The 17,760-nt window shown below is 40.3% G+C and carries 11 protein-coding genes; 8 read left to right on the top strand and 3 right to left on the bottom strand.

Annotated features, from left to right (window positions below; all coding sequences use genetic code 11):
• Positions 1–42: 42 nt before the first annotated feature.
• From rpsB to QYZ87_06055, 6 genes are all read left to right on the top strand, one after another.
• A complete protein-coding gene (gene rpsB / locus QYZ87_06080; protein MDN4754095.1) occupies positions 43–912 on the top strand; it encodes a 30S ribosomal protein S2 in 870 nt (289 codons plus the stop codon).
• A 150-nt stretch (positions 913–1,062) separates the two neighbouring features.
• Complete coding sequence (gene tsf / locus QYZ87_06075) at positions 1,063–1,887, top strand: translation elongation factor Ts (GenBank protein MDN4754094.1); 825 nt, start codon at positions 1,063–1,065, stop codon at positions 1,885–1,887.
• A 199-nt stretch (positions 1,888–2,086) separates the two neighbouring features.
• The gene (gene sppA, locus QYZ87_06070) at positions 2,087–3,910 is read left to right on the top strand and encodes a signal peptide peptidase SppA (protein ID MDN4754093.1); all 1,824 of its coding nucleotides are present in this window, start codon (positions 2,087–2,089) and stop codon (positions 3,908–3,910) included.
• A 22-nt stretch (positions 3,911–3,932) separates the two neighbouring features.
• Positions 3,933–5,024, top strand: a complete 1,092-nt coding sequence (lpxK, locus tag QYZ87_06065) for a tetraacyldisaccharide 4'-kinase (protein MDN4754092.1) — start codon at positions 3,933–3,935, stop codon at positions 5,022–5,024.
• Between the two features lie 3 nt (positions 5,025–5,027).
• On the top strand, positions 5,028–5,474 hold the full coding sequence (gene dut, locus QYZ87_06060; GenBank protein MDN4754091.1) for a dUTP diphosphatase: 447 nt from the start codon (positions 5,028–5,030) through the stop codon (positions 5,472–5,474).
• A gap of 299 nt (positions 5,475–5,773) precedes the next feature.
• Positions 5,774–6,916, top strand: a complete 1,143-nt coding sequence (locus QYZ87_06055; protein MDN4754090.1) for an IS256 family transposase — start codon at positions 5,774–5,776, stop codon at positions 6,914–6,916.
• A 327-nt stretch (positions 6,917–7,243) separates the two neighbouring features.
• Here the strand turns inward: QYZ87_06055 and QYZ87_06050 are convergent, their stop codons facing one another.
• Genes QYZ87_06050 through QYZ87_06040 form a run of 3 tightly spaced genes read right to left on the bottom strand, consistent with a single transcriptional unit; the run spans position 7,244 to position 14,467 of the window.
• On the bottom strand, positions 7,244–8,593 hold the full coding sequence (locus QYZ87_06050; GenBank protein MDN4754089.1) for a RagB/SusD family nutrient uptake outer membrane protein: 1,350 nt from the start codon (positions 8,591–8,593) through the stop codon (positions 7,244–7,246).
• A gap of 21 nt (positions 8,594–8,614) precedes the next feature.
• Positions 8,615–11,929: a SusC/RagA family TonB-linked outer membrane protein gene (locus QYZ87_06045; GenBank protein ID MDN4754088.1), complete on the bottom strand. Its 3,315-nt coding sequence runs from the start codon at positions 11,927–11,929 to the stop codon at positions 8,615–8,617.
• 39 nt (positions 11,930–11,968) lie between these two features.
• Positions 11,969–14,467, bottom strand: a complete 2,499-nt coding sequence (locus tag QYZ87_06040; protein MDN4754087.1) for a zinc-dependent metalloprotease — start codon at positions 14,465–14,467, stop codon at positions 11,969–11,971.
• 562 nt (positions 14,468–15,029) lie between these two features.
• On the opposite strand from QYZ87_06040, the gene QYZ87_06035 reads away from it, so the two are divergent.
• Both QYZ87_06035 and QYZ87_06030 read left to right on the top strand, forming a co-directional pair.
• On the top strand, positions 15,030–16,277 hold the full coding sequence (locus QYZ87_06035; protein ID MDN4754086.1) for an HlyD family efflux transporter periplasmic adaptor subunit: 1,248 nt from the start codon (positions 15,030–15,032) through the stop codon (positions 16,275–16,277).
• 161 nt (positions 16,278–16,438) lie between these two features.
• The gene (locus QYZ87_06030) at positions 16,439–17,755 is read left to right on the top strand and encodes an ABC transporter permease (GenBank protein ID MDN4754085.1); all 1,317 of its coding nucleotides are present in this window, start codon (positions 16,439–16,441) and stop codon (positions 17,753–17,755) included.
• Positions 17,756–17,760: the final 5 nt, after the last annotated feature.

Below are 17,760 nucleotides of genomic sequence, written 5' to 3'. Positions count from 1 at the left end.
AAAACAATCATTTTATTAAGAAAGTAAACGAAGTAAAAAATTATGTCACAAAGAGTAACATTTGAACAACTCCTAGAGGCTGGCTCACATTTTGGTCACCTCACACGTCGATGGAATCCAGCTATGGCACCATATATCTTTATGGAGCGTAATGGCATTCATATCATAGACCTACATAAGACTGTAGCGAAGATAGATGAGGCTGCTGAGGCCTTGAAGAACATGGCTCAGCAGGGTAAGACTATCCTATTTGTTGCAACTAAGAAGCAAGCCCAAGAAGTAGTTGCTGAGAAGGCATCTGCATGTGGTATGCCTTACGTAACAGAGCGCTGGCCTGGTGGTATGCTTACTAACTTCCCTACTATAAGGAAGACTGTATCAAAGATGGATGTCATTGATAAGATGATTTCTGATGGCACTTTTGAAAATCTTTCAAAACGTGAAAAGCTACAGATCACTCGTCAAAGAGAAAAGTTGGAAGTAAACTTTGGTTCTATCAAGTCAATGAAGAGCCTTCCATCAGCACTTCTTATAGTGGACGTGATGCGTGAGCATATTGCAGTGCGTGAAGCTATCCGCTTAGGTATTCCAATTTTCGCAATGGTGGATACCAATTCTGATCCTAGAGAGATCGACTACGTAATCCCAGCTAATGATGACGCAGGTAGCTCTATTGACTTAGTCATGGGGATCCTTTCTGATGCTATCAAAGAGGGTGTCGTAGAGCGTAAGATTACTAAGGCTGATGCTGCAGGAGAGGAAGGTGCAGATGGTGAGCAACAGGGCGGTCGTCGCCGAGAGCGTCGTCACTCAGGTGTTCGTCGTGAACGTACTAAGCGTGAAGATGCTGAAGCTCTAAACGCTCGTGTCGCTGATAAGTTTGAAAGTGATAAGGACGAGGACGATAAGTAAATAGAAAAGCCTAGAAGAACGCGAGGGTATCGGTTTTGATAGGTGAGTCACTCTGATACATACCCTCTTGCCCCCAAGAGGTTTCTCATGAGGGTGAGGGGGTATTTATATTTAAGAATAATTTTAACCACATAATAAAAAATAGGTATTATGGCAGTAACAATGGAAGATATTAAGGCACTTCGTAACCTTACAGGTGCTGGGATGATGGACGTTAAGAAGGCTCTTGAAGAGGCTAACGGCGACCACGAAAAAGCGGTGGAAATAATCCGTAAGAAGGGACAGGCTATCGCTGCTAAGCGTTCAGAGCGTGAGGCGTTTCAAGGATGTGTCCTTGCTGCAAATGAAGCTGACTTTGCTGCAGTTGTAGCGGTGAAGTGTGAGACTGACTTCGTTGCTAAGAACGAAGATTTTATCGCACTTACTCAGAGTATTCTTGATCTCGCAATGGCTAAAAAGCCAGCCTCTACTGAGGAGCTAATGTCACTTGAGATTGATGGTCGTACTGTAGAAGCTCTTATTACAGACCGTTCAGGTGTAACAGGTGAAAAGATGGAGCTAGGTGCTTATGAGTTTGTGAAAGCTCCTCAGACTATAAGCTATATCCACCCAGGAAATATGTTAGCTGCAATTGTTGGTTTCAACGAAGCTATTGACGAAGCTTTGGCTAAAGATATGGCTATGCAAGTAGCATCTATGAATCCTGTAGCTGTTGACGAAGCTGGCGTTCCTGAGAAAGTTAAGCAACAGGAGCTTGAGATCGCTATGGATAAGGCACGTCAAGCAGGTAAGCCAGAAAATCTACTTGAGCGTATCGCACAAGGTTCTCTACAGAAGTATTTCAAAGAGAATACTCTATTGGAGCAAGACTATGTGATGGACGACGCTAAAAAGAGCGTTAAGGAAGTGCTTAAGGCTGCATCTAAGACTCTTACTGTTACTGACTTCAAAAGAATTAACCTTAACCAAGACTAATTATTTAGTTTTTTAGGATAAAAAAGGGGTGTCACGTTCTTGTGACATCCCTTTTTGTAATATTTTATATATTAGAGCTTTGTCCGTGCTATTCGTGTTTATCTTTTGGCTAAAAGATACATTTTGATTATCTTGCAAGATAGATTTATGTCTGAAAAACTAATCAGACTAGCATATATAAAAAAAGTAAATTATTGATATGAAGCAGTTTTTGAAAATGTTGCTGGCCTCCTGTCTGGGAGTCCTTTTGGCAGGCGGTTTAGTCGTCATAATATTTTTCGCAGTATTGTCCTCAGCCATAGGTGGTGTTATGGACTCCTTCTCTGGTAAGGGCGAGGAAAAGCCGGTTTCCTTAAGTAGTGAAAGTGTGCTTCTAATAGATCAGGTGGGCGTCATAAATGATACTCCTATAATGGATGACCCCTTTGTTGATTTTGGTTCGAAAGAAAATAAAAGCTTTACTCTTCAGGAGATAGTACGTGCCATTAATGTGGCGAGAGAAAACCCCTCAATTGAAGCTATCGTATTGAAGTTAGAAAATAGCGGTGCTGGGTTTGGTACAGCGTATGAGATACGTGAAGCCTTGTTACGCTTTAAAGAGTCAGGCAAGAAGATTTACGCTTACTCTGATTCGTATAATCTTGGTACCTATTATATCAGTAGTGTTGCTGATAAGGTATATGCTGGTCCTAAAGGCATGATGGCTATTGAGGGTATTAATAGCTCTGTGATTTTCAAAAAAGGTCTTCTTGAGAAGTTGGGTGCAGAAGTGCAAGTATTCAAGGTCGGTACATTCAAGAGTGCTGTGGAGCCTATTATGCTTGACAAGATGAGTCCCGAAAATCGTTTGCAAGTACAGGAGATGATCGATGGGCTATGGGTCGGTACCACTTCTGAGATTGCTAAGAGTAGAGGAATAGAAAGAAGTGTTCTAGATGAGTTCGTAGAGAATGTATCTGCTTTTGAACCAATGGAGCATTCAGTGGCACTTAATCTGATTGACTCGCTGGTATATCGCGTAGATATAGATGATGTTTTGGCAGAGAAGATCGTTGGTGATAGAGATGTGAAGCTTGATTACCGCAGGGTAGGTGATGTCCTACGTCACGAGAGCAGAAATAAGTCCAGTGATAAAGTCGCTGTGATTTATGCAGAAGGTAATATTGTTCAGGGAACTGGAGACGATGGCGATAATCCTTTCAAAGGGATGAACACTGAGATAAATGAATCATTAGTAAGCAAACTTCGTAAAGCTGCAGAGGATGAAGATATTAAGGCTGTTGTGCTTCGCGTAAATTCCGGTGGTGGAGCTGCTACAACGTCAGAGATGATCAATCATGAACTGCAGTTGCTGAAGGCCAAGAAACCTGTCGTTGTTTCTATGGGTAACTATGCTGCTTCTGGTGGCTATATGATTTCGGCTCCAGCTAATTTGATTGTTGCTGATCCTTATACGTTGACCGGATCGATTGGTATTTTTGGAGTGATCCCTAATTTACAAGGGACGATGAAAAAGATAGGACTACGTGAAGAGGAAGTCTCTACTTCAGAGGTAGGTTCCTTATCAATTATCCACCCAATGAATGCAAAGCAAAAAGAGGTGATGCAGAAGAATATTGAGAGGGGTTATGACGAATTTATTACACTAGTGTCTGAAGGTCGAGGCGTTTCTAAGGCACACGTTGACTCCGTTGGACAGGGTAGAGTATGGCTTGGTAGCCGTGCTATAGATCTAGGACTTGTTGATAAGCTAGGTGGCCTTCAGATGGCTATCGAAGAAGCAGCTCGTCTGGCAGAGCTTGATAGCTACCGTGTGGTTCATCGGGTGGATAAGATTAGCTTCTTTAAGAAGTTAATGGGTACAGATTTCCAAGCAAGAGTTCATTATTTATTTATGCCTACGGAAGATCGTATCCTTCATCGTGTCAATTATGAAGTGAATAAAGTTTCTGGTGTGCAAGCTATTCCTCCATATCGGATCGAAAATATACAAGCTGCACCTATTGAGTCATTTCAACTTTAATTTAAGAAGATAAGATTTATAGATGTTAAATCATCGTCATTGGTTATTACGTATCCCATCAGCTATATATGGTATGGCTGTTGGGGTGCGTAATTTTGCTTATGAGCGAGGGTGGTTGGCATCTGAAAAGTCTTCTATCCCTACGATATGTGTAGGTAATTTAGCTGTAGGTGGGACGGGTAAGACACCTCATATTGAGTTGCTTATTCGGTTGTTAAAAAATGATTATCGCATAGCTCTTTTAAGCAGAGGTTATGGGAGAAAGACGAGGGGACCCATCATTGCCTCCAATAGGGACACCGCATGGACGATAGGAGATGAACCGTTTCAGATCAAACGGAAGTTCCCCGAGGTTATGGTTTACATAGATGGTGACCGTCGCCGAGCTCTTCATGCTATGGAGGAGATGCCTGAGAATGAGCGTCCGGATGTGGTGTTAATGGATGATGGTTTTCAGCACCGTTCAGTCATCCCTTCATACACAATACTGCTTTCCTCCTATCAAAACCTCTATATAGAGGATTTCTTTATGCCTTACGGATCTCTTCGCGATGGTCGGAAGGAGGCTTTTCGTGCAGATACGATAATTATCACGCACACACCTAGAGATGTGACGCCAGTTGAACTACGTCTGAAGAAGGAGGCTTTGAATCTTCTGGCTTTTCAAGACCAGTATTTTAGTCGAGTCAAGTATGAGTCTCCTAGGTGTTTGTTTGATCCCTCTACTCCAGATGAGCGTCCGAGGATAAGTGGACTTCGACTTAATACCCCTGTGCTTGTACTTACAGGAATTGCTGAGCCTACAGAGTTTCAGGAACTAATCGCGCGCAAATTTACTAATGTAGAGTCTTATATAGAGTATCCTGATCATCACCGATTCACAAACAGCGAGGTCACAGATTTAGTGGAACGGTTAGAGGAGGATCCTAATCTCTTTATCCTTACCACTGAAAAAGATGCCATGAGGTTGCTACCATGTGAGGATTTGATTCCGTCATCAGTGAAAGAAAGGATCTGGTATATCCCTATCTTTATAGATATCTCTCTAGACTGTCGTATGGGGCTTCTTAGAAAGGCAAAGCGTGCGATTAAGAATAATGGTCTTACTATTTGATTTATGAAAGAGAAAGTAAAAGTAAAAATAATAAATAAAAGTGCCAATCCACTTCCAACCTATGCTACGTCTAGTTCAGCAGGCTTAGACCTTAGGGCCGATTTGCTAGAACCAATAGTATTAGAGCCGATGCAGCGATTAGCTGTACCTACAGGCCTTTTCATTGCACTTCCTGATGGTTATGAAGCCCAGATTAGACCTAGAAGTGGTCTTGCTCTGAAGTATGGAATTACACTGATGAATACTCCAGGGACTATTGATGCAGATTATCGAGGTGAAATCAAAGTGATTATGGCGAATCTCTCAACCGAGCCATTCACGATTCATCCAGGAGAGCGTATTTGTCAAATGGTGATTGCACGGTATTCTTCAGCTGAGTTTGAGGAAGTGGATATTCTTAACGAAACAGAGCGTGGTGGCGGAGGTTTTGGTTCGACTGGCACTAAGTAGTTGAGCTTGCTTTTTTATCTCTAACACTATTAAAATATCTCATTCTTTGTAGTATAACTTTGAAGAACTGACTTAAACATCCCCCTTTTCCCAAAAAACATGATCTTTTGGAAAAAGGGGGTAGTTGTGTTTACACTCAAGGTTTATGGAGTGTCAAGTGGTTGAAAATTAGTCAACATTGAGCCTTGCCTTTCCTCCCTTATATATAGATACTGTCCCCAAAAAGTGTGTAAGTCCCAAGAATGTTATCTTTGAAAAGTTAAAAACAAAAGATAAACAAGAAGATGAGACTTACACAAATGCAATTTAAGGAAATTCTATCAAACGTGATGACAGAGCCAAATGGAGTTGGTCGTTTAATGGAGTTAATCATCGAAATAGCGATGCAAGGGGAGAGGGAACTGTATAAAGAAGATAGTGGCGATGTGAGCAATGGATACCGCCCCCGTCGCATCTTTGCGAGTGGTAATATGCTAGAATTACGAGTACCCCGAACTCGACAGCAGGGCTTCATGCCCTTGATTTTAGGCGTTCTCAAAGATCAAGAGAAAGAGATGGGAGAACTAGCAGGTTATCTATATAGCTGCGGTAATACGATGGAGGATATCTCTGGAGTATTCGAGCGTTTGTATGGTAAACGTTATAGTACGAGTCAAATCAATCGTCTCTCCTTATCGACCCAAGAAGCAGTAGAAGAGTGGCGTCAAAGACGTCTACCGAGGACTTTAGAGGCACTTGTTATCGATGCTACATATCTTCCTGTACGGAGAGGAGAAAGTGTGAGCAAGGAGGCATTTTTTGTAGTGATGAGTTTAGATAGCGAAGGACGTCGAGACATCGTGGGTGTCTATAATAATCCAACAGAGGGAAGCGGCATCTGGGGCGAGTTTTTTGAGGATCTAAAAAGCCGAGGACTCGAAGAGGTAGGACTAATCATTTCAGACGGGTTGAATAACATTGAAGAGGTTGCACGTGAGCACTTTACAGAAGTGGAAGTCCAGCTCTGCACGGTGCATCTACAGCGAGAAATAACTCGAAAGATACGCCCTCGAGATAAGTCAGCCATCGCAAGTGATCTACAGGAGGTCTTTAGTAAAGACGGCTCAAGAAGCTCACCTTTAGATGGCCTAGAGAGCTTTAAAAACTTTGCGTTCAGATGGCGTAAGAGCTATCCTTTTCTCACAAAAATAGCTAACGGTCAGAGGATAGAGTATTACTTCACATACCTAAAATACGACGTCAGTGTTCGCAAGTACATTCATAGTACTAACTGGATAGAACGCTTCAATAGACAGGTAAAGAAAGGGGCTCGATATAAATGTGCATTACCTAGCGTAGAATCCGCTCTACACTTGATAGGTAGTATTGCAATCAATGCAAACTATCTGAAGAAAAGAATAGGAGATCTAACTCTTGGACTTAGGAAGAACAATGAAAAGTAAATAACAACAATGTGCTTTATTTTCCAACACAAAGATATCAACCTAAAAGAATACGGCAAGGCGGTGTCTCCGCGGTGCTACGACAGCCTTGCCTTAATTCTTTATTGGTCTATCTTTAATGTTTATGGAAAACAAAGCGAAAAAATATGTAGGTTTGCTTTTCAGAGACGCATTCTGCCGTACACACTTTTGGGGACACTACCTATATATATACTATTTTAGAGGCTGTAACGCTTTAGTCTGATATGAGAAGCACCTCCTAATCTCTAATTAATTGAGACCAGGAGGTGCAATATACGCCTATATGGATATTATAGCCTAATTAGATTATAATAGAGGATTATTTGCTTTTGCTTCCTTAGGTAAGTCTAAAGTATAGCGAGGGTCCTTAGCAGGAAGCACATATTCTTTTCCATATATTGTCTTTCTCAATTCAGGCTGGTCTGTTCGTTTGTAATCATACCAGTCGTGACCTTCAAATGCCAATTCTTTTTGGCGTTCTAGCATCACACGTGATATGAGTTTTTTATCAGATAAATTACTGATAGTTTGTGCTTCAGTCGCATATGCTTCTGGAGTTAGACGGTTCTTAAGTAGAGTAAGCAAATATCCTTTAGCTTCTTCATTCTCGCCGAGTCTAGCACATGCTTCAGCTGCAGTAAGGTATATTTCAGACCTGCGAATCGTAGTCTGTTCTGCTTTGTTCGTCCCTTTTATCGGGATTTGATAACCAAGTCCCATCGTGTCTCCATAATACTTAGTTAATCGAAGATCGCCCTCACCATATAAAGCAAGGGTCTGTTCTGAGATCCCCATGTACATAAGTATATTCTGCTTAATGAGAGCTGTGCAATTAATGATTGCCTCAGATGACTGATAGTTAGTCGGCAGCTTCGTATCGGTGTCATTAAGATTTACCAATTCGTCGCTAATCTTCAGTACCTCTAATGCATATTTCTTTGCTAGCTCCCATTCACTACGATATAGGTAAATACGACTCGTAAGAGCCAATATAGCTTCACGAGAAAAACGATATCTATACCTAGTGTCATCATAACGATTGACTTTGCTAAGGTCTAAGGCTTTATGGATATCGCTTAGAATTAGTTCGTGCAACTTTCCTAGTGTAGTACGTGGAAATTTTTGCTCTGTGTCAATTATGTCATTTATTGGAACGACAAGTGACTCTACATTGTTGCGTTCCCATTTTGGTCCATAGAGATTACACAGTTCAAAGTAGTTGTAAGCCCGTAAGGCATAAGCCTCACTTCTAACTTGCTCAAATTTTTCATCCCTTGAATCCTCTTTAACCTTTTCAGCGTCACTCGTGATGATGGTATTGGCAAAAAATATACTCTTATAGTATGAATAGTATGGATATGTTGCAGCCTTTCCACTATTGTCATCGGTGTCTGCCCAGGTATAGATAGTTTTATAAGTCTCGAACTCATCTAAAGAGAGCCCTAAGTTATCTGGCTGCGGATCTATTACAGTACCTCGCATATTCACTAACGTGAGTTCAGGAAGCTGTGCATAGCCTTGATTAAGGGTAGCACGATACTCGCTAGTCTTACTCGGAATAACCTGTCCCTTGGGTGCTATATCTAAGAATTTATCACACCCTGTTGTCAGTATAGTGATGATGCCAAAGGTAATAATATTACGTATTATTTTCATAATTGTTATTAATCAAGTGATTTATAAAGTAACCTGAATTCCTAATGAAATGGTTTTAGCTATTGGTTGAACATAGATATTACCATAACCCTCGGGATCAAAGAATCCTGAATAATCTGTACTGAATACAAATGGATTCTTAAATTCCAAACTAAAGCGAACTGCGTTTATCGTATGGCTATTAAGCATTTCTGGAGTGAGAGTGTAGCCTAATCTTATACTGTTAACACGGATATAACTCATCTTTTTGTACCAGATGTCATAGCTATTAAATGAGGATGATGGGTCATAACTGCTAATCCACGCACTTGCTAGAGCTTCTGGGTCTTCTCCAGAGATGTTTCCATTAAGGAGTTTAGGAAGGGTTCCTGCTTTGTTGGCAGGAGTCCACATTGATAAAATATCACGAGTGTAATTAACCCCTGGGTTAATATGCGTTGGCTTATAAGGTGGTTGTTTCTGAGCTATCCTATCAATAACAAAGTTTGCATAAATAGAAAAGTCAAAGTTCTTGAATCTAAGTTTACTATTAATACCTCCTGTTAGTTTTGGATCACGGTCGCCGATATATTTAAATAACTGACGCATCTCTTCAGGAGTATATCCACTTATAACATCACCCCATATACCAGAGGAGAGGTTATAAAATTCTTTATACCCCAGTATTTCATCCTCTTTACCACGGAATCTCATTAGACCAGTTTCGGGGTCGATTCCCGCAGTAGGAATTGCAAAAACTGCATTAACAGGATACCCTTCAAGTGATGGGGTATAAGAGTTGTCGGCTACATTGTACTTCAGTACTTTACTTCTGTTTTTTGAGAAGTTAAGTCCTGTGGTCCAAGTCCAATCCTTAGTCGATATATTAGTAGAGTTTAGAGACAATTCCCATCCTCTATTTTCTACTTGTCCCCAGTTAAGGTTCACAAAGTTAAAGCCATTTTCAAGAGGAATTGACTTAAGTGAAATAAGGTCATCCGAATTACGATAATAATAGTCAAATGAAATATCAAGCCTATTCCATAAGCCAATGTCTATACCGGCATTGATGTTGCTAGTCTTCTCCCATCTTAAGTATTGGTTAGGAGGTGATGTAACTGATACAATTTGCTCTGAAATACCTGGGAAGAAGCTGGTGGTGTTCCATTCACCTTTAACGAAAGGAGATGTGTTTTTATCGATATTACCCTGAAGTCCGTAGGATCCACGTACTCTTAGGTTTGAAAGCCATGATACATCTTGTAGGAATTCTTCTCTACCAGCGTTCCAAGCTCCTGAAATTGACCAAAGAGGTAAGTAACGATATTTTGGATCCACTCCAAAAAGATTGGAACCATCTAGGCGTAAGCTACCAAAGATAGTATAGCGCTCCTTATATGTATAGCTAGCTGTGCTAAAAAAAGATACAAAAGCGTTCTCAACAGTCTGTTTGTGATACTGTCGTAATGATGGCTTATCGGTGTCTCTAAACCCTTCTGGAAAGACCAGTGGTTTAGTCGTATTACTATTCGGATCGAATCCAAAACCTTTTGTGTGAATATTATCATACTCATTACGACGCAGTTCTACTCCAGCCATAAAATCAACATCATGATCATTGTTAAAATTATGATTCATGAAAACTTGAGTACGCCAATTATATTGGAAGAAACGATCATTCCAGTTTTGTATAATTCCTCCATCAGGAAGAATGGTTGCGGTCTTGCCATCTTTATTATATCTATTAGATGCTGCGTACTGTCTAGTATAGTACGACTCCTTATCAGCAAATCTCTCAGTTGAGTTATTTTCAAATTGGAGACCTAATTGTGTCGTTGCTTTCAACCAATCAAGTGGCCTATAAGCTAGCTCTAATACCGCTTTGAGTGACTGTCCTTGCAGAGTATATTTAGTATTTTCTTGCTCCTCTCGATAGTTAAACGGGATGGGTTGGTCATCTGAATTTAGTACATCTGGATCATATATGAAGTTGCCATTGGCATCAACGACTTCAAGATATGGATTTACATTTCTAGAGTAATATTGAGCATTAGAATTTTCACCATTCGTTAAGTATGTAGATCTATTATTTTGATTGGCAAAAATGCTCAAGCTACTCGTAACTTTATCACTAATTTTAAAGTCTGTGTTTGACGTTAAGTTATACCTCTTGAAAGATGTTCCTTTGGTTGTTCCGTCTTCAGAATAATAACCACCAGATACATAGTAATGCGTTTTTTCACTACCACCGGATAAGCTGAGTGTATACTGTTGATTGAACGTTGGTTCATAAATCTCCCTAAACCAGTTGGTGCCCTTGTTTCTTAGAGCATCTATTTCTTGTAGAGTTTCAGGGGTGAGAGCATTTATACCATTTTCTTTATATGAATCAGTTAGTCCGTGCCGCTCAATGATTCGAGCAACCTCTCCTTGGTTAGATCTGTATGTATGTAAAGGATTTTTTAGTAATCCTAGCTCTAGATCTACCTTTTCGGAAGGGTTCAAAAGGTTTAGTTTATCAGGATTAGGACGTGCTGTGTAAAACATATCTGCAGAGAATTGTACACGCATCTTACCTTCTTTTCCCCTCTTGGAGGTAATAACAATAACGCCATTCGCAGCACGTGCACCGTAAATAGCAGTAGCTGCGGCATCCTTTAGGATTGTGATATTTTCAATGTCAGCTGGATTGAGTCCTGCGATAGAGGTGTTTCTTAGTTCATCAAGAGAACTTTGAGAGTTAAAGTCACTTGGGATTTGGTCTCCATCCAATGGAATACCATCAAGTACCCAAAGAGGTTCGGAGCTACCAGATAGAGAGACAGTACCTCTAATTCTTACTTGGCTTGAAGCACCAGGAGCACCAGAGAGGGGTGTCACTACCACTCCTGCGACTTGACCAGATAGCATTTGATCAACACTAGGAACTCCTACCTGTGCTAATTCCTTACTATCAAGTGTTTTTACGGCTGAAGTCAATTTTCGGCGTTCGATTTTTTGGTACCCTGTAACGACGACTTCGTCTAGTACAGCTCTATCTTCTTCCATCGACACATCGTAAACAGACTGTCCATCTATTAGGTTTATCGTATGAGGTTGAAACCCTAAATAGCTAACGATGACTTTCTTTACGTTCTTCGGGATTGTTAAGAGATAGTTGCCATCATAGTCTGTTATTGTCCCTTGAGGCTGATAGTCGTCAACGCCCTGTCCCTCAGCAATAAAAACAGTTGCTCCAGGCAATGGGATATTTGTATCAGCTTCGGTAACTTTACCTTTAATAGTCCTTACTTCTTGTGCATTGATAGCTATCAACGAACTCAATAGTATAGAGACTATGTATAATATTCTTTTCATAATGAAATGTTGTATAGTCAATATGAGTTTATTATTAGTTTACTTCTCAATTGCATTTTCGATACGAAGCACTAAGTCAATATAGTGTCCTCTCATCTGTTCAGAACCTCTATTTTGAAGAGGTTTAATAGTTGTATATATTTTATTTAAGAGACCTCTTTTGACTGAAATAGCATCAGAGATTCGGTCTGCTAAACTTCCGTGAAAATTGACATCTCTGATTACATCCAATGATTTGCTGTCATACGAGATATTTGTCATTGATGTCAAACTATTCTTTTTTGTGACTTTAGAAGTTGATACACTTTGTATAAGAGCATCTACTAGTCCCTTTTGTACTAAGCGTTCTTCCACTGTTAGTTCTTTCCCCTTCACACTTTTATCAAAGATGACATCAAAAAGTCTATTTGTAAGATCTGTAGGTGTAAAGGCACTTGATCCATTACGCCATTCATTTTCACTCATCCTAATTAGCCGTCTGTCGTCTAACAGATCCCAAAAAATATAGCTCTGGGCATTTTTTAGTAGTAGAGATGGGGCTTGCTCTATTAAACCAGCAGGAGACTCCTTGATTGGGAAAGTTTTTTTGTATACCGGCGCATTGAATAGCCAGTCTATGTCTGTGATAGTTTCACGGATCAAGAACTCTAAGGCTCTTTTTTGTTCCTCTTTTGGTACGAATGAATAGGTAGGGGTATTTGGCATACTCCTATCAGTTAATTCAATATTTAATCCACCAATTAAACCAAGAGGATGGTAAATAAACGTATTCCATTGATTAATGAGCGTGTTAAGCATAACTCCAAGCTCATCATATCCTTGATAAGGATCTCCATTGGCCGTGATTTGCTCTAGCTTTGGTAATATCCTTTTAAGATTTTTAATTCCTAGCTCAGAGGCAAGTACAGGGTCATTTGTTAGATCTTCCGTTTGTGCCCTCGGGTCTATTACTGCTCTTGAGTCTTGTGCTTCGCTATATCTGTATAATTTACCAGTATGCTTATTTAGTAATGCTTGCAACTTTGAATTTTCCTGTTTTTTAGTCACATTATCTCCATACCATCTATACCCATACTCAATAGCAAGTAAGTCGTATGGTCCTATCTGAGGAGAGAAGTGCTTTACCCCATCACCTGGTTGAGCAACGTAGTTAAAGCGTGCATAATCCATTATACTTGCAGAGGTCCCATTCTTAGCCGTGAAAGCTGGGTCGCGTAAATCTTGGACATTGTATGCAGATGAAGCAATCATATTATGTCTAAGCCCTAGCGAGTGACCTACCTCATGGCATGCCACAAATCGCATAGCATCACCCAGAAGCTCCTCAGGTATATTCCATTGAGCAGCTCCATCTTGTGTGGCACCTGTCTGAAGTACAATCCAATTACGTAGCATAGTGAGTACATTATGCCACCAAATAATATCTGCTTGGATGATCTCTCCACTTCTAGGGTCGAAGACAGATGGTCCCATGGCATTCATTTTATCACTAGCGATGTAGTTGATACTTGAGATAGAGAGGTCATCATGGTTTATCTCTTCATCTACCTCTCTGGCTATGATGGCATTTTTAAAACCAGCTTTCTCAAATGCTACTTGCCAGTCTTCTATGCCTTCCTTCATGTATTTTCGCCACTTTTTAGGAGTACTACTATCTATATAAAAAATGATAGGGGTAATGGGCTCCACAAGCTCACCACGTAAATATGCTTCAGGATCTGAAGGCTCAAGTCTCCATCGAGTAATGTATTGTTCTTTTTTTACTGATACTTGGTTGTCTGAGTAAAAAGTTTGTGGCACGGTGAAAAAACCGATGCGTGGGCTTAATGCACGACCTCTCATAGGGTGTTCAGGAAGGAGAACAAAGGATGAACTTGTACGTACAGTTAGATATACATTCCCTCTACCCTCACTAACTTTTGTCCCAAAGTCAGATACAACGGTTAAGTTGTTTGGAAATGCTGACACTCTCACTATCGATGATAGCTCTTTCTCAGGATTTCCTCCAATACTAATCATATCAAAGAGGTGGTTAAGTAGAGATGAAGAACCATCAAAGAACTTTGTCATCTCCACTATTACTGATGTCGAATCAGATGAGAATGCATGTACTGGAAGTTTCGCCATTAGAGGGGATCGGAAATTCTCATCAATAGAGATACCTATTAAATCACCTTCAGGGAATTCTGGCTTAGGTTTCACGTTGGTTATTAATAGTTTTTTCTTGTCATGCGATAGAGAGAATGAAATTAAGGTATTCTCATAATTGATACCTTTATTAATTCCTGCTTCATTGAGCTCTGGCGGAACCTGTAGGATTCTATTGACCACAAGTAGATCTCTACCCAGATATGAAGTGGGAATGTCAAAATAATATTTGTCGCCACTTTGATATACGTTGAATAGCCCTTTTGCTACCTCTGTACTATCGGCTACAACTTTTTCATAATCGGATAAATTCACTTCTTTTGCGTTCTTGTTGCTTTTTGCATCAGACTTGAGCTTGATAACAGAGCAGCTATTGAGTGAAAATATCATTGTCAAACTTAAAAAAAACAGCCATGTGCTTTTTCCCTTTCTTGCTTTGCGTGTGATAGATTGCATAGAATACAATTAAATATGTTACTAAATAGAAATTTTTTTACTCAAAATTAGCGCAAATATACTGATTATACTTTGCTCTTTCAATGATTTGTATAGAAAGGATCAGCTGTCTCTTTTTTGTCACAATTTAAAGTATAAAGCACATCAGTTTTTAATTAATTTCTGTGCACTTTTTTCAGGAATAGCATAAACCTCTCAAAAAATTAGTTATATGAAAGAGAAACGCTTCTCATAGGGAAAAATATTTTTCCCTATGAGAAGAAGAAATGTTTCCTATAGGAAGAATTTTCGCCCTTCTTGAGCGTGTCTTCTTCTGAAAATCCTAAAAGTAAGTAATGTGTCCGCTAAAAGTGTTCGCTAGCGGACAGTAAACTGTTCGGAAATGAACACTTTACTTTTTACACCTGCTGATTATCAGGTAGTTATATGTTTTGGCACAGAGCTTGCCCTTTTAATGACGTAAGAAAAAGATTTACTATTAAGTATCGTTATCATAATGGATAGAAATATACCTAAAGAGGTGCTTCGCAAGGAGAAAAACAAGAAGCTAATTAAGTTTGGTGCCATAGCATTGGTAGGCATTGGTTTATTAGCGGTTATATTGATATTTCTTCGGCCTTCAATTTCGGCTATGAATTTGAAGATCTCGACCGTTATAAGGGGGACTATAGAGGTGTCGGTGAGTGCCTCGGGGCAGGTGAAGCCTAGTTTTGAGGAGATTGTGATTGCTCCTATCAATAGCCGTATAGAGGAGGTGCTAAAGCGTCCGGGTGATACAGTGGAGGTGGGGACTCCTATCCTTAAGCTGGACTTGCAGAGTATTCAGACGGATTATAATAAGAAGTTGGATGAGCTGCAGATGCGTCAATATAAGTTGGAGCAACTTAGGATCAAGAGTGAGAGCCAATTGAGCGACAGTAAGATGCAGCTAGAGGTCAATGAACTACAGCTGGATAAGATGAAGGTGGAGGTACGTAATGAGCGTTATCTGGATAGTATCGGTGCCGGGACTACGGATAAGGTACGTGAGACGGAGCTTAAGTACAATGTGGCTCAGCTAGAGCAGGAACAGGCGACGAAGAAGTATCACAACGACCGTGCTGTAGCGGATGCGGAGATTAAGGTACAGGAGCTAGACCTCGCAATCTTCCAAAAGACATTATCGGAGGTGAGACGTACGCTGGAGGATGCGGCTATTCGTGCTCCGCGAGCTGGTGTCCTGACCTTTGTCAGTAATGAGATTGGGTCACAGGCCGCACAGGGTTCACAAGTGGCGATAATATCCGATCTATCTCACTTCAGGGTAGAGGGGCAGATAGCGGATAGTTATGCAGATAGACTCTATCCGGGTGCTCGTACATTGGTGCGAATAGGTCGGGATGAACTGAAGGGGGTGGTCTCCAATATCACTCCATTATCTAAGGGTGGTGTCATTCAGTTTACGGTTCAGTTAGAGGAGGATGACCATGAGAAACTTCGTTCTGGATTAAAGACTGATGTCTATGTGATGACTGCTATTCAGGAGGATGTGATGATGATAGATAAGGGCTCGTACTATAGTGGGCCTGGGAAGTATGAGCTTTTTGTGAAAAATGGAGAGGAGTTGTTCAAGCGGGAGGTGCAGCTAGGGGACTCCAACCATAAGTATGTAGAGGTGGTATCAGGACTAAAAGAGGGTGATCTGGTCGTTGTCTCCGATATGAGTTCCTTTAAAAACCGTAGTAAACTGAAGATTAGCAAGTAATAGGAGAGGGGTACATGATGGTAACCTATGGCGTACCCTTGGGCATTCGAGTTAGGTTTCATACTAAAAGTGCTTTTTTCGCCTTCAGAGCGTTGTCTCTTACCCATGGTACAGCCTTTTAATAAAGAACAATAAATGTATATAATGGTCAAGAAAAAATTATGATTAAGAAGTATTTCAAGCAAGCGTGGTGGTTGCTGAAGGAGAATAAGCTCTATAGCACCATCTATATCATAGGTACAGCATTAGCTATCTGTATGGTGATGGCTATATCCGTATTTATCCACATAAAGTGTGGAAATATAGAACCAGAAGTCAATCGCTCTAGATCACTATATACACAGGGTGTAACTATTATTTCGAAAGACGGAGCTGATAAGGGGACTTCATCAGCATTCTCTTCACTTCAGACTGTTAGAGAGATTTTTTATCCATTGCAGTCAGCTGAGGTGGTTACGGCTTATCTTGTCCCTTTTGGAGAAGATTATACTGTTTCGAGGGTAGGCGATACAAAGAAAAGACCCTTGGTCATAAAGTTTACTGATGCAAACTATTGGAAGGCTTTTCGCTTTGATTTTATCGAAGGTGTCCCTTATGATGATGCCGTTTTTTCTGCTGGAGACAAGAAGATTGTAATTGATGAAATGACTAGTCGTAGGCTTTTCAATGGTGCTTCAGCTATTGGTGAGTCACTTATACTTAATGGTGAGCTATACAAGGTGACAGGGGTTGTTAGAAATAGATCCTACCTATTGAATGATACTTTTGCTAATGCATGGGTACCATATACGACGAATGGAAAATATGAGGATCCTTTTGACCGAGAGGGTATATTGGGTTTTTATAATGTCATTGTAGTAGCACCATCTGCTGCTCATTTTGCTGAAGTACGCAAGGAGGTGGAGGATAATCTTCGGAGGTATGAAGAAGGGCTGTCCTATAATATTGACTTAAAAGGTCAGCCAGATGACGCATTTACTACTGCTTTTCGTATAGGTAATTATGCTTTAAATATAAATAAGGTTAAATGGACATTTGCCATAATGCTGTTGATATTTGCATTAGTGCCACTATTAAATCTTTCTGGACTAAATAGTAGTCGTATGGAGAAGAGGGCATCTGAGTTTGGAGTACGTAAGGCCTTTGGCGGAACACGAGGACAGCTAACGGTGCAGTTGATTACTGAGAACTTACTATTGACAGTATTAGGAGGGTTACTCGGTTTTATAATATCATATTTTTTACTTCAGTATATCTCTACAACGTTGGTCTCTCCTCTCATTATGGTGAGTAGCTCAGATGTATATAGTACGTTTAGCGACAATGCAGGGATTACATCTGGAATGATGCTGAATCTTGAGGTGTTCTTAGTCGCATTGGTTGCGGTTTTCGTTATCAATATGCTCTCTACCTTAATCCCATCGTACAGATACGCTAAGAGAAATATAGTGGATTCACTTTCAGAACATAAACATTAATAAGT

Source organism: Porphyromonadaceae bacterium W3.11 (assembly GCA_030434245.1).
Classification (GTDB): Bacteria; Bacteroidota; Bacteroidia; order Bacteroidales; family Porphyromonadaceae; genus Porphyromonas_A.
This window is presented reverse-complemented; position numbering and strand designations above follow the sequence as displayed.

Bases quoted from the DNA above. Each gene is read 5' to 3' on its own strand.
- sppA (MDN4754093.1), top strand. From the start codon at position 2,087: ATGAAGCAGTTTTTGAAAATGTTGCTGGCCTCCTGTCTGGGAGTCCTT.
- QYZ87_06055 (MDN4754090.1), top strand. From the start codon at position 5,774: ATGCAATTTAAGGAAATTCTATCAAACGTGATGACAGAGCCAAATGGA.
- lpxK (MDN4754092.1), top strand. From the start codon at position 3,933: ATGTTAAATCATCGTCATTGGTTATTACGTATCCCATCAGCTATATAT.
- QYZ87_06050 (MDN4754089.1), bottom strand. From the start codon at position 8,593: ATGAAAATAATACGTAATATTATTACCTTTGGCATCATCACTATACTG.
- tsf (MDN4754094.1), top strand. From the start codon at position 1,063: ATGGCAGTAACAATGGAAGATATTAAGGCACTTCGTAACCTTACAGGT.
- QYZ87_06040 (MDN4754087.1), bottom strand. From the start codon at position 14,467: ATGATATTTTCACTCAATAGCTGCTCTGTTATCAAGCTCAAGTCTGAT.
- dut (MDN4754091.1), top strand. From the start codon at position 5,028: ATGAAAGAGAAAGTAAAAGTAAAAATAATAAATAAAAGTGCCAATCCA.
- QYZ87_06035 (MDN4754086.1), top strand. From the start codon at position 15,030: ATGGATAGAAATATACCTAAAGAGGTGCTTCGCAAGGAGAAAAACAAG.
- rpsB (MDN4754095.1), top strand. From the start codon at position 43: ATGTCACAAAGAGTAACATTTGAACAACTCCTAGAGGCTGGCTCACAT.
- QYZ87_06045 (MDN4754088.1), bottom strand. From the start codon at position 11,929: ATGAAAAGAATATTATACATAGTCTCTATACTATTGAGTTCGTTGATA.
- QYZ87_06030 (MDN4754085.1), top strand. From the start codon at position 16,439: ATGATTAAGAAGTATTTCAAGCAAGCGTGGTGGTTGCTGAAGGAGAAT.